The 13,162-nt window shown below is 67.4% G+C and carries 8 protein-coding genes; 3 read left to right on the forward strand and 5 right to left on the reverse strand.

What is annotated here, in order from left to right; all coding sequences use genetic code 11:
* Nucleotides 1–218: 218 nt before the first annotated feature.
* The 4 genes from ABEA50_RS04705 to ABEA50_RS30895 all read right to left on the reverse strand — a co-directional run bounded on the left by ABEA50_RS04705 (nt 219) and on the right by ABEA50_RS30895 (nt 7,642).
* The gene (locus ABEA50_RS04705; RefSeq protein WP_345493776.1) at nt 219–632 is read right to left on the reverse strand and encodes a PPOX class F420-dependent oxidoreductase; all 414 of its coding nucleotides are present in this window, start codon (nt 630–632) and stop codon (nt 219–221) included.
* A gap of 134 nt (nt 633–766) precedes the next feature.
* The gene (locus ABEA50_RS04710) at nt 767–2,917 is read right to left on the reverse strand and encodes a 3-hydroxyacyl-CoA dehydrogenase NAD-binding domain-containing protein (RefSeq protein WP_345493777.1); all 2,151 of its coding nucleotides are present in this window, start codon (nt 2,915–2,917) and stop codon (nt 767–769) included.
* Between the two features lie 134 nt (nt 2,918–3,051).
* The gene (locus ABEA50_RS04715) at nt 3,052–4,266 is read right to left on the reverse strand and encodes an acetyl-CoA C-acetyltransferase (protein ID WP_345493778.1); all 1,215 of its coding nucleotides are present in this window, start codon (nt 4,264–4,266) and stop codon (nt 3,052–3,054) included.
* A gap of 292 nt (nt 4,267–4,558) precedes the next feature.
* Complete coding sequence (locus ABEA50_RS30895; RefSeq protein ID WP_425577527.1) at nt 4,559–7,642, reverse strand: DNA polymerase III subunit gamma and tau; 3,084 nt, start codon at nt 7,640–7,642, stop codon at nt 4,559–4,561.
* Nucleotides 7,643–8,106: 464 nt separating this feature from the next.
* On the opposite strand from ABEA50_RS30895, the gene ABEA50_RS04725 reads away from it, so the two are divergent.
* From ABEA50_RS04725 to ABEA50_RS04735, 3 genes are all read left to right on the forward strand, one after another.
* The gene (locus ABEA50_RS04725) at nt 8,107–8,958 is read left to right on the forward strand and encodes a hypothetical protein (RefSeq protein WP_345493779.1); all 852 of its coding nucleotides are present in this window, start codon (nt 8,107–8,109) and stop codon (nt 8,956–8,958) included.
* Nucleotides 8,959–9,053: 95 nt separating this feature from the next.
* A complete protein-coding gene (locus ABEA50_RS04730; RefSeq protein WP_345493781.1) occupies nt 9,054–11,300 on the forward strand; it encodes an MMPL family transporter in 2,247 nt (748 codons plus the stop codon).
* Nucleotides 11,297–11,968, forward strand: a complete 672-nt coding sequence (locus ABEA50_RS04735; protein ID WP_345493782.1) for a TetR/AcrR family transcriptional regulator — start codon at nt 11,297–11,299, stop codon at nt 11,966–11,968. Before ABEA50_RS04730 ends, ABEA50_RS04735 begins: the two co-directional genes overlap by 4 nt.
* A 21-nt stretch (nt 11,969–11,989) precedes the next feature.
* On the opposite strand, the gene ABEA50_RS04740 is transcribed toward ABEA50_RS04735, so the two are convergent.
* Complete coding sequence (locus tag ABEA50_RS04740) at nt 11,990–13,153, reverse strand: neutral zinc metallopeptidase (RefSeq protein WP_345493783.1); 1,164 nt, start codon at nt 13,151–13,153, stop codon at nt 11,990–11,992.
* Nucleotides 13,154–13,162: the final 9 nt, after the last annotated feature.

The raw sequence follows: 13,162 nt of genomic DNA on the forward strand, positions 1-13,162 counted from the left end.
ACCCAGCTGAACGGAGATAGCCCGTGCTGCCTGCGCTCACTCCAACGTAGCGCGGGCAGGCGATCGGCGCGCCGAGTTTCGCGGCAAGATCATTTCCACCCCGACCTTCCTGGTAATTCGCCACACCGTCACGCCGACGCCGACCTGCGACGATCACGAAAGCCGATGACGTGCCTCGACGTAACGATCCCCGCGCCGAGCCGGGGACCGCCGCGGGCTCAGTCGCCGAATCCGGTGATCTTCCTCGGCGCCACGCGCACCACCAGTCGTCGCACCCGTGCCGGCTCGGCAGGTGGCGGTTCCCCGATGTACTTCTGGGTAAGCGCGTACGACCACACCCTGTCCGTATCATCGACCAGCTCCGCGATGCCCTGGATATCGACGGTGCGGTAAGGATTGTCCTGGTCGAAGACCGTGACGCCGATACGCGGATCGCGCGCCAGATTTCGAGCCTTGCGCCGCTGCGCCGTGGTACTGAACACCAAGGTGTCGCCGTCGAGTCCGACAAAGACCACCGAGGTGTGCGGTGCTCCGTCCTCGTCCAGCGTCGCCACGGTGGCGAACGCCTTTCCCGAGATCAATTCCTTCGCGCGCTCATCGAGTACAACAGCCGCGTCATCACTGGAGGTCATACCGCGGTGCAACGCGGCTTCGCGCGACAAACATCCCCCGCGACGACGAGAACCCGCCCCCACGAAGGGGACGGGTTCTGCCGTCTGCGGCTACCGCGCAGCATTTACTTTCCGTGGGAACGCTTGCGCGCCCGTTACTTCCGCAGCGAAGCGGGGACCTCGAAACGGTCGCCGTAGGTCTTCGCCAGCTCGTCGGCGCGGGCGACGAAGCCCGCCTGGCCGCCCGGGTAGCCCACGATGAACTGGTGCACGCCACCGGTCCAGGCCGGGTAACCGATACCGAAGATCGAGCCGATGTTCGCGTCGGCGGTCGTCTCGAGCACACCCTCGTCGAAACACTTCTGCGTCTCGATCGCCTCGATGAACAGCATCCGGTCGATGAGGTCCTGCAAAGGAACACCGAAACCCGCGGTCGTCTTGAAGTGCTCACGCAGCCCGGGCCAGATGCCGGTGCGCTTGCCGTCTTCGTCGTACTCGTAGAAGCCGGCCTTCTCCAAACGACCGGGACGACCCTGCTCCACCAGGTAGTTGATCACGTCCTGGGCGGGGTGGCGCTTCTTGCCGAGCGTGGCGTCACCCTTGGCTGCCGCCTCCTCGGTCTCCGTGGCGATCTTCTTCATGAGCTTCAGGTTCAGCTCATCCGACAGCTGCAACGGCGGCGCCGGGTAACCCGCCTGCGAGCCGGCCTGCTCGATGGTCGCGGGCTCGATGCCCTCACCGAGCATGGCGATCGCCTCGTTGACGAAGGTACCGATCACCCTGGAGGTGAAGAAACCACGGCTGTCATTGACCACGATCGGGGTCTTCTTGATCGCGAGGGTGTAGTCGAACACCCTGGCCAACGCCTCGGGCGAGGTCTTCTCACCCTTGATGATCTCCACCAGCGGCATCTTGTCCACCGGCGAGAAGAAGTGGATGCCGATGAAGTCTTCCTTGCGCTTCACACCCTCGGCCAGGCCGGTGATCGGCAGGGTCGAGGTGTTGGAGCCCAGCAGCGCGTCCGGGGTGACGATGTCCTCGATCTCCTGGAAAACCTTGTGCTTGAGCTCGGTGTTCTCGAATACCGCCTCGATCACGAAGTCGACACCGTCGAGATCCTTGGCATCGGCCGCGGGGGTGATCCGGGCCAACAGCGCCTTGGACTTCTCCTCGGTGGTCTTGCCCCGCGAAAGCGCCTTGGCCTCGATCTTCTCCGAGTAGTTCTTGCCGCGCTCGGCCGCCTCGATCGTGACGTCCTTCAGCACGACCTCGTAACCCGCCTTGGCCGAGACATAGGCGATACCCGCGCCCATCATGCCCGCGCCGAGCACGCCGACCTTCTTGATCTCCTTCTTCGGCACGTCATTCGGCCGCGACCCACCGTTGTTGATGGACTGCAGGTCGAAGAAGAACGCCTGGATCATGTTCTTCGCGACCGGCCCGGTGAGCAGGTGCACGAAGTACCGCGACTCGATCAGCGACGCGTTGTCGAAATCGACCTGCGCGCCCTCGACCGCCGCGGCCATGATCGCGCGTGGTGCCGGCATGTTCGCGCCCTTGATCTGCTTGCGCAGGTTGGCGGGGAACGCCGGCAGGTTCGCCGCGAACGCGGGCGAGGACGGGGTGCCGCCGGGGATCTTGAAGCCCTTGACATCCCACGGCTGCGCGACCTTGTCGGGGTTGGCCTTGATCCACGCCTTGGCGGCGGGCAGCAGCTCCTCGACCGAGCCGACCAGCTCGTCGACCAGGCCGATCTCCTTGGCCTTGGCGGGCTTGTTGCGCTGGCCCTGCAACAGCACCTGCATCAGGGCCGACTGCAGGCCGAGCAGGCGCACGGTGCGCACAATGCCGCCACCGGCGGGCAGCAGGCCGAGGGTCGCCTCCGGCAGGCCGATCTGCGAACCGGGCACGTCAGCCGCGATCCGGTGGTGGGTGGCCAAGGCGATCTCCAGGCCGCCGCCGAGCGCGGCACCGTTGATGGCCGCGACCACGGGCTTGCCGAGCTGCTCGAGCCGACGCAGCGCGCCCTTGATCGTGCCGAGCTCTTCGAGCAGGGCCGCACCGTCGTCGGGACCGACATTCATCATGTTCTTCAGGTCGCCGCCGGCGAAGAAGGTCTTCTTCGCGGAGGTGAGCACGACACCGGTGATGTCGTCCTTCTCGGCTTCCAGCCGGTCGACCGTCGCCGACATCGACGTCTTGTACAGGTCGTTCATCGTGTTGGCGCCCTGGTTCGGGTCGTCCATCGTCAGCACGACGATGCCGTCCGAGTCCTGCTCCCAACCGATCATGTTGGCTTCGCTCACAGCTTTCTATGTCTCCTCGTTGAATGTGCGACGCTCGTGGTTTCGGCGGCGGCGTGCTCCCCGCTCGGGGAGCAGCTGCCGTCCTGCCGGTCCGAACTCGCGCCGCAGCGAATTATCAGCTGCCGGTGGGGAACTCAGATGCGTTCGATGATGGTGGCGACACCCATGCCGCCGCCGATGCACAGGGTGACCAGCGCGTAGCGAGCGTTGCGGCGCTCGAGCTCGTCGACCATGGTGCCGGTGATCATCGCGCCGGTCGCGCCGAGCGGGTGACCCATCGCGATCGCGCCACCGTTCACGTTCAGCTTCTCGTCCGGGATGTTCAGATCCTTCTGGAACTTCAGCACCACGGAGGCGAAGGCCTCGTTGATCTCGAACAGATCGATGTCGTCGAGTGTCAGGCCCGCCCGGTCGAGCACCTTCTTGGCGGCCGGCGTCGGGCCGGTCAGCATGATGGTCGAGTCGGCGCCACTGGTCGCGGTCGCGACGACGCGCGCACGCGCGGTCAGGCCCGAGGCCTTGCCCGCCTCTTCCGTGCCAACCAGCACCAGCGCGGCACCGTCGACGATGCCGGAGCTGTTACCGCCGTGGTGGACGTGGTTGATCTTCTCCACGAAGTGGTACTTCTGCAGCGCGACCGCGTCGAATCCGCCGATCTCACCGATCGTCGCGAAGGACGGGTTCAGCTTGCCGAGGTCGGCCGCGGTGGTGCCGGGGCGCATGTGCTCGTCCTTGTCCAGTACCACGATGCCGTTGATGTCCTTGACCGGGACGACCGACTTCGCGAAGTAGCCACCGGTGGTGGCCTTGGCCGCCAGATCCTGCGAGCGGACCGCGTAGGCGTCGACGTCGTCGCGGCTGAAGCCCTCGATGGTGGCGATCAGGTCGGCCGAAACGCCCTGCGGCACAACGTAGGTGTCGTAGTTCGTGGCGGGGTCGAGCATCCATGGGCCGCCGTCGGAGCCCATGGCCACGCGGGACATGGACTCGACACCACCGGCGATGACCAGGTCGTCGAAGCCGGAGCGCACCTTCTGCGCGGCGAGGTTCACGGCCTCCAGGCCGGAGGCGCAGAACCGGTTGAGCTGGAAGCCGCCGACGGTGTCGGGCAGGCCCGCCGCGGTCGCCGCGGTGCGGGCGATGTCCATGCCCTGGTCACCGACGGGGCTGACGACGCCGAGGATGAGGTCGGAGATCCGATCCTCGTCGAGGTTCGGGAAGCGGCCGCGCAACTCCTGGATCAGACCAACGGTCAGGTCGATCGGCTTGACCGAGTGCAGCGAACCATTCTTCTTGCCGCGGCCGCGTGGGGTGCGGATGGCCTCGAAAATGTAGGCCTCTGTGGTCATATCGGAGTGTTCCTTCCTTAAGGGTGCAGCGGCCGGACTCGTGTCCGACCGAGCGCTCTGTGCTGCGCCACCGCGTGCCGCGGTATCGCTGCGGGTCACCTCGCCGATCGGCCCCTGCCGACCGTTGTCCTAACGCTGTACAAAACACGGCAGGACAACGGTCGTACGCGCCGATCGCCCGTACGCCTTGGCATACCTTAAAACCTCGGAATACCGAAGTTCGCGGCTACCCGCCCCATCCTAGCGCGAGATGCGAACTCCGGTTAACTTAACGTCGCCTGAACGGTGCTTGTCAACCGTTCAACTGTGTGGCACCCAGCTCACTTTTCAGCAACTCCATAGCCACCTCGTCCGGGTCGCGACGATCCTCGGGCGCGACGGGATCGGCGGCGGCCGCGAGCATCTCCTGCTCCTCTTCGGGTGTGGCGGGACCCAGCGGCCGCTTGGTCTCCCAATCACCCCCTGCTTCCGGGTCGTTACCGCCGACCTGGGCCGGTTCCTGCGGCGTGAAGTCCGAGGGTCCCGGGTCGTCCGGGAGATCCGGGTAATCCGGCGGTGGGATGTCGTCGTCACGCGAGGGTCGCGCGTCGGGCCGTTGTCCAGCCCCATTTCCACCCGACCCCCCGCCGCCCGCGTTCTTGGCTTGACTCGGCCGCGAATACCGAGGAGCCGACTGGCCGGAAGCTTCGCGCCCCTGCCGAGCGGTCGTCTTCGGCGGCGGCGCTTGGCGCGGGGTGCCGCCACCCACTTCCCATCGCACCTCGCGATCGCCGCCGACCACAGCACCCACCGCGGTACGCATCGCCGCGAGATTCTGCGGCGTCGACAATCGCTGCGCCAGCGGCGCGTGCTGGTGGCCGAACACGATGACCGCGCCGGGGCCAGCGCCCTCGACCCGAAGCACCGAACCACCCGCCAGCATGGCGTGTACCGCCGCGCCCCCGACCTCGCGCACCTTCGCGCGAATATCCGCCCACGCGGCCTCGACCTCGCGCACCAGGTCGCCGGTCGACTCGGTCACCGGCGCGGCCTCCTCCGCGGGCGTCGGCGTGACATCCGCGCCGACCGCTGCCGTCCGCGCATCCGATTCTCCGTGTGCCGCAGCATCTTCCGGCCCGGTAGCCGTATCGGTCCCGAGCCCGACCGCTGCCGGGCTCGGATCGGATTCACGCTGTGGCGCACCCTGTTCCGGCTCGTTCGCCGCACCGGTTTCGAGCCCGCCCGCCGCGTCCGAATGCGGTGCGTCGGAGATCCGCTGGCCATCGCCCGACCCCGACCGTGGGCCGTCCGAATCCGGGGCACCGGATTCCTCCGGCACTCGCACGGTCGGCCCGACAACTCCCTGCGGATCCGGGCTCGACGTCCCTCCGGCGTCCGCGTGCGCACCGGAACGATCCGGAGCATCCGATACGTGCGTGTTCGGGTCCGGTGACCTCGAGCCCGACATGTCGTCCACGGCATGCCCGTTCGGACCCTCTGCTTCCGCGCCGGGGCCCGCCACCTGCCCCGCCGCATTCGCGTCGGCACCCTGCACGTCCGAACTCGGTCCAGTGGTGCCGTCGTGGGTCGCCTCGGACTCCGGTGGCGGCATGTCAGGCGTTCGCGACGTTGGGCTCGCCGGATCCGAACCTTGATCGCGCCCTGCTCGCGGCGAACTCGACCCCGTAGCAGCCGATGAACCTGCGGAGTTTCCCCCTCGTCCGGCTTCGGTCGTGCGTGAATCGGAGGCCTCGGCACGAACCGGCGCCGAACCCTCGTGCGAATCCGCCCCGGTGGTGGCACCACCCTGCGCGTTCCCGCGCGCCGGGACGGTGGCGGCATCGCTGCCCCGCGCAGGCGCGGCTGCCGAATCTCGGCTGGACGAGTTCGACTCTGCCGCACTCGATTCGGCGGCATACGCGACCGCTGCGGCGGGTTCCTGCGCACCCGACCCCTGTGCATCGACGGTCCGCACGGGCGGCCCGGCATGTGCCTGGTTCGCTCCCGCGACCTCGGCGCCTTCTGCACCCCGCCCCGACGACCCCTGGGTGGGCTCCGATTCGCTGCGACCGGCGGCGGAAGGTGGGTTCTCGCGGCGCATCGCGGCCAGCGCTTCGGCACCGCGCCTGCGCGGCGGACCGGAAGGCACATCGGGTTCGGCGGCGGTAGGCGAGCCGACCGTTGCGGCGGCCGAACCGCCCTGTGCCGTTGCGGTTCCCGCCGACGCCGCCGAGAACGTACCGTCGGCGAGACCACGCTCCAGTCGTTCCAGCCGTTGCAGTGTCGCGGATTCGGTCTCGGAAACGGCGGGTAGCAGCATTCTGGCGCACACCACTTCGAGCAACAGCCTCGGCGCGGTGGCACCGCGCATCTCGCCGAGCCCTTCGTGCATCAGCTCGGCGTAGCGGGTCAGTGTGGCCGGGCCCAGGCGTTGCGCCTGCGCGCGCATCCGGTCGAGCACATCGCCGGGGCCGGAGACCAAACCCCGTTCCGCCGCGTCGGGTACCGCGCGCAAGAGGATCAGGTCGCGCATTCGTTCCAGCAGGTCGACGGCGAAGCGACGCGGATCGTGGCCGGCCTCCATCACTCGGTCCACGGTCCCGAACAGTGCGGCACCGTCACCGGCGGCAAGCGCCTCGATGGCGTCGTCGATCAGCGCCACATCGGTGACGCCGAGCAGCGAGACCGCCCTCGGATAGGTGACGCCCTCGGGACCGGCGCCTGCCAGCAGTTGGTCGAGCACGCTGAGGCTGTCGCGGGGCGAGCCACCGCCCGCACGAATCACCAACGGGTACACCGCTTCTTCGACCGGCACGTGTTCCTGCTCGCAGATCTTTCCGAGCAGCCCACGCATCGTGGCGGGCGGCAGCAACCGGAAAGGGTAATGGTGGGTGCGCGATCGGATGGTCGGCAGCACCTTCTCCGGCTCGGTGGTGGCGAAGATGAAGATCAGGTGTGCCGGCGGCTCCTCGACGATCTTGAGCAGCGCGTTGAAGCCCGCCGTGGTGACCATGTGCGCCTCGTCGACGATGAACACCCGGTAGCGGGATTCGGCGGGCGCGTAGAAGGCCCTGTCGCGGAGTTCGCGGGTGTCGTCGACACCACCGTGGCTCGCGGCGTCGAGTTCGATGACGTCGAGGTTGCCGGTACCACCGGGGCCGAGCGCGACGCAGGACGCGCACACACCGCACGGAGTCGAGGTCGGCCCTTCGACGCAGTTCAGTGAACGCGCGAGGATGCGCGCGGAGGAGGTTTTGCCGCAACCGCGCGGGCCGGAGAACAAGTAGGCATGACTGATCCGCCCGGTGTCGAGCGCGATGCTGAGCGGGTCGGTGACGTGCTCCTGACCCACTACCTCAGCGAACGTTGCCGGTCGGTACTTCCGGTACAGAGCCACGGCCAGAGGCTACCGGCGAGGGCCGACAAAGAACATTCCCGCTGCACATCGGCAGCAGGACCGACCCGATGTCTCCAAAATATCCGCAAATGTGATGCACATCACATAACGACGAGCGCGCGCTTTCAACCGCTGGAATGGCGACAGCGAAAGGCAATCAACGAGCAAACACGCGCCACCCGTCCGCCGAACTCAATAAAAGTCATGCGACCAATTCCTATGACCTGGATATACAAACCAAGTCCCCGTTACATCCCCCGATCGGGAATATAACGAAACAATCACCAGGGATGACAGTACCGCGATTGTCTGGTTACCGTGGCACTCGGCAGCTTCGGTTGCCAAACCTTCATCAGGTTGGTGGCCCCGGCCGGTCCCTCATCCCGACCGGGGCGCAACCGAACACAAGCTTCCACTATTTCGGGTGCTTTCCCGATTCACACACTTCCGGAGGAATTTCCACCGTGCCGTCGTGTGACGATATCGCCGCAGCCTGGCTCTCGGGCACCGACTTCGCCGGCGACCGCGATGCGGTCGACCTGCTCAGCCGCGCGATCAGCCCGCAAGAATTCGCCATCAATCGCGAATCGCTACCCGTCACGGCTGCCGCCGACCCCACCACCGCCGAAGCCATCCTGGAATTGCTGCGACGCCACCAGGTACCGACCATCGCCGCGATCCGCACCCTCACCGCGCAGAACGACATGCGGCGCGAGGCCGAGCGGATCGAACGACTCGGCCGCCGCGCGCAGCGCAGCATCGACGACTTCGGACGCGTCCTCGCCACCCTCGCCGACGCGCACTGGCGCGCACACGGCACCGGCCCGACGCGCCGCGATGTGCTGTCCTCCGAGCAGATCATGCACTTGGTTCAGGCCAAGCTCGGCAATATCGCCCCCTCGGCCGTGAAGCATCTCTGGCTGATCGAACGGGCGCAACGGGCCGGATGGATCGCCTCCAACGCCGATCCAGGATCGCTGTGCGCGGGACGACGATTCCACGCCAGCCAATACGGCAACCGGGTCTCACTACGTCCGGTCAACACCATCGGCACCGCGATCGCCGCCTACATCGACGACCGCATCGCGGAGAACGGTGTTGCACCGCGCTGGTCGACGCTCACCCAGGAGCTGCGCGACGATCGCGGCCGCAGAATCTTCCACAACACCGCCGACGCACGCGCACAAGAACTCTGGCTGTCGACGGCGGGGTGGATCGAGGTCCGTGACGGGCTGCTCTACCCAGGTCGGCGCGGCCTGCGCGCGATCGCCAGACAGTCTCGTACCCGCGAACGAGACACGGTCGGTTCGCACTGACTCCTCGACAGTCCTGTGTTAACGGCGTTACGCTAACGCCGTTAACACAGAGCGCTCCTGGTTGAGAGCAGCGCTCCTTCCCAGGAGGCAGCCCCATGCTGACCAGGATCACCCGGTTCACCACCCGTTTTCCCCGAGCCGTTCTCGGCGTGGCAGCGATCGTCGCGGTCCTGTGCGCCCTCTTCGGCGCGAGCGTGGCAGGCCACCTCGAGTCCGGCGGCTTCGTCTCCGACAACGCCGAATCCACCAGGGTCCCGCAACTGCTCGCGCAGAACTTCGACGGCGCCGCACCCAATTTCGTCCTACTGGTCACCGCCGAGGCGGGAGCCGACGACCCGGCGACCAAAACGGCAGGGCACCGGATCACCACGGCGCTCGCGACTCGCCAGAATGTCCAAGGCGTGCAGTCGTATTGGACGACCCCCGCGCCGCTGTCCGCCGCGCTGCGCAGCTCCGATGGCAAGAGCGCGCTGATCGCCGCGGTGCTCACCGGTGACGACACCCAGGTGCAGCGGATCGCGGGCGAGCTCACCGACGAATTCGCGGGCACCGACGCGGGCATCACCGTGCGTCAAGGTGGTGTCGCCGCCGTCTATCACGATGTCACCACCCAGACCAGCCGCGACCTCGCCGTCGCCGAGGCCGTCGCGATACCGCTGTCGATGATCGTGCTTGTCCTCGTCTTCGGCAGCCTGATCGCCGCGTCGCTGCCGCTGCTGATCGGCCTGTTCGCGATCGTCGCGACGCTGGCGGTCCTGCGGGTGTTCACGCTGGTCACCGACGTCTCGATCTACGCGATGAACCTGACCACCGCGATGGGCCTGGCGCTGGCGATCGACTACAGCCTGTTCATCGTCAGTCGCTACCGCGAGGAGCTCGGCAACGGCCTCGACTACACCGCGGCAGCCGTGCGCGCGGTCCAGACCGCGGGCCGCACCGTGCTGTTCTCAGCGCTCACCGTGGCGCTGTCGCTCGCCGTTCTCGCGGTCTTCGACCTGTACTTCCTGAAGTCGTTCGCCTACTCCGGAGTCGCGGTGGTTGTGACTGCCGCTGCCGCGTCGATCCTGATCCTGCCCGCGGCGCTGGTCTTGCTCGGACCCCGCATCAACACACTCGACCTGCGAGTTCCCTTGCGGCGGTTGTTCAGACGCGGCGATCAGGAACCGGGACCGATGGTCCCGGAGCAGACCCGCTGGTATAAAACGACACAGGCCGTGATGCGCCGCGCGGCACCGATCTCGATCGTCATCATCGCGCTGCTGCTCGCGCTCGGCTCCCCATTTCTCTCCGTGCGTTTCGGCTACCCCGACGACAGGGTGCTACCGGCCAGCGCGCCCAGCCGTGCGGTCGGCGACGTGCTGCGCACCGAGTTCCCGCAGGCCGACCCGGTCAGCGCCACCACGATCGTGCTCGACGGCTACCACGGCGACAACGCGGCGATCGGCACCTACGCGGCCGCGTTGTCCAGGATCGACGGGGTCCCCGCCGTGCTCTCGAGCGCAGGCGTCTACCTCGGCGGCGGACGCGTCGCGGCGCCACCGCCCGGCATGGCCAACGACACCGGGACCTACCTCAACGTATCCACCAGCATCGACCCGTTCTCCCCCGAGGGCGGTCGACAATTGGACGAGATCCGCGACATCGCCGCGCCTGCGCCCGCACTCTACGGCGGCGCGGCGGCAACCAACGCCGACGGCCTCGAGGAACTCGGTGCCCGACTACCGCTGGCGGGTGCACTGATCGCCTTGGCCACCTTCGTGGTGCTGTTCCTGTTCACCGGGAGCGTGGTGCTACCGCTGAAAGCCCTTCTGCTCAACACCTTGTCGCTGGCAGCCTCGTTCGGCGCGATGGTGTGGATCTTCCAGGAGGGCCACCTGTCCTGGCTGTTCGACTTCACCGCCGTCGGCTACCTGGTGCCGACCATGCCGATCCTGATGTTCTGCCTGGCCTTCGGACTGTCGATGGACTACGAGGTGTTCCTGCTCTCCCGCGTGCGCGAGGAATGGCTGGCCGGCCACGACAACACCCGCGCGGTGGCGATCGGCGTCGCGCGTACCGGACGCATCTTCACCGCCGCCGCCGTACTGATGGCGATCGTGTTGGGCGCCCTTGCCACCGCCAAGGTCTCGTTCATGCAGCTGATCGGACTCGGGCTCACCCTGACCGTGCTGGTCGACGCCACCATTATCCGCGGCCTGCTCGCACCGGCACTGATGCGGCTACTCGGCCCCGCCAACTGGTGGGCACCGAAACCCCTTGCGCGACTGCACGACAAGATCGGTTTCCGCGAAGCGACCGACGCGTCGCCGCAGCGCCACCTCGACAACGCGCAGCAGCGATGACCGGCCTGCGTCGACCACGCTCGGCACGCGGCTCCGGCGCCGAGCTACGCGACGAAATCCTCACCGCCACAGCGGGATTGCTGGCCAGCACCGGGCACGCGGACGCGGTGTCGATCCGTGCGGTCGGCAAGCTCGTCGGGGTCAGCGCGCCGTCGATCTACCGGCACTTCGCCGACAAGAACGCGCTGATCGACGCCGTCGTCGCGCAGGTATTCGAGGCACTGGCCGACGCACTACGTGCGGCGACCGACCCGTCGACCTCGCCGGTGACGCAACTGCGTGATCAGGGAACGGCTTACGTCCGATTCGCGTTGGCGCACCCCGAGCAGTACCGGCTCGCGATGGTCACCAACCCCGACGGCGCAGTCGATCAGGTACTCGGCAGCGGCGCCTTCCACCATTTCGCCGACACCGTGCGCGCGTGGATGGCCACCGGCACCATCGAATCCGGCGACCCCACCCCGATCGTGCTGGAATTCTGGGCGGCCGCACACGGAATCGCCGCGCTGTTGATCGCTAAACCGTACCTGCCGTGGGGCAATGTCGAGGACGCCGTGGACAGGGTGCTCAGCGCCGCCTGCGTCGGACGCGCCGTGCTCGGCATGATCGGCGGCGAGCCGTCCCCCGATTCGGTCGAGGAATGGATCGCGCACGTACGCGAGTCATGAGTCGCGCTGCCACGCTGGAGGTCAGCTCACCTCGCCCGACGACGCGGTGAAGGTGTTGCACTGTTGTGTGCGGTTGTGCTCGGCGCCCGCCTCGAACCACTGGCCGCCGTGCGCGGCGCTGCCGTGATCGCGCATATCGCCACCGGAGTCGCCACGATTGTGCGAATCCTCGGTGGCGTCGTTGAGCTGCGAACTCGTCAGCGAACCACCGTCTTCGGACGAACCGAGGTACATCCCGTCGAAGCAGTTGGCCTGCAACTCCACTCGCCGCGACAGCTCGAGCCCGCTGGTGCTGCGCACACCGGCCGCGACACGATCACGATTGGCCTTGCCGAGAATGCCTGCCACCGCCTGCACGTGGTGCCCGTACTCGTGCGCGAACACCGAGAGATACACCACCCAGTCGTCGCCGAACATCTCGGTCTGCAATTGGCTGATGGGCATGTAGATGGTCTTGTTCGCCGAGCAGTAGAAGGCGGCGAAGTTGGTGGTTGTGCCGGTGCACGGAGTGCTGATACCCGAGGTGTCGGCGGTGACATTGAGCTGTGGACGCTCGAACGGCAGGCCGGCGGCACGCAACACCGGTTCCCACGCGGAAGCCAAACAGCCTGCGGCGCTTTCGAAGAACGAGCGCGCGGCCTGCACCTGTGTGCTCCACGGCGAGTAGTCACAACTCGCGGGCAAGAGCGTGGCGTTCGGGTCGGTGAGCAAGGGATTGTCACCGGTCTTCGCCGGTGCGGTCGCGTTACCCGGCGATGATTCCGACGACGTGGTCGCCCCACCGGGGTAGGTGAACGTCGGTGCGGTTCCCGAGGAAACGGTCGAATCAATACCGGCAACGATCGCCATCCGCACCACCCCGACGACAACGATCAGCACGACGATCAGCAACGCGGCGACCCAACCGCCGGACCCGCGATTCGGCGGCCGTGGCGGGCGGCCCGGCGGACCGTAGGGCAGCGGCGGCGGAACCGGAGGGCGGTAACCGGGTGCGGGACCGTAGCGCGGCGCAGAGCCGTACCCTTGCGGCGGGCCATAATTGGGGGCTGGCGGATAACCGGGCGGCGGGCCGTAACCCGGTGGTGGGCCGTACCCAGGCGGGCGACCATAGCCGGGGGGCGGCGGATATCCAGGCGGCGGGCGGTAACCAGGTGGTGGTCCGTACCCAGGCGGTGGTTGTGTCACGCCCCCGCA

Source organism: Nocardia callitridis, from assembly GCF_039543305.1.
GTDB lineage: Bacteria > Actinomycetota > Actinomycetes > Mycobacteriales > Mycobacteriaceae > Nocardia > Nocardia callitridis.

Coding starts and splice junctions, on each gene's coding strand:
- ABEA50_RS04730 (WP_345493781.1), top strand. CDS start 9,054: ATGCTGACCAGGATCACCCGGTTCACCACCCGTTTTCCCCGAGCCGTT.
- ABEA50_RS04705 (WP_345493776.1), bottom strand. CDS start 632: ATGACCTCCAGTGATGACGCGGCTGTTGTACTCGATGAGCGCGCGAAG.
- ABEA50_RS04735 (WP_345493782.1), top strand. CDS start 11,297: ATGACCGGCCTGCGTCGACCACGCTCGGCACGCGGCTCCGGCGCCGAG.
- ABEA50_RS04715 (WP_345493778.1), bottom strand. CDS start 4,266: ATGACCACAGAGGCCTACATTTTCGAGGCCATCCGCACCCCACGCGGC.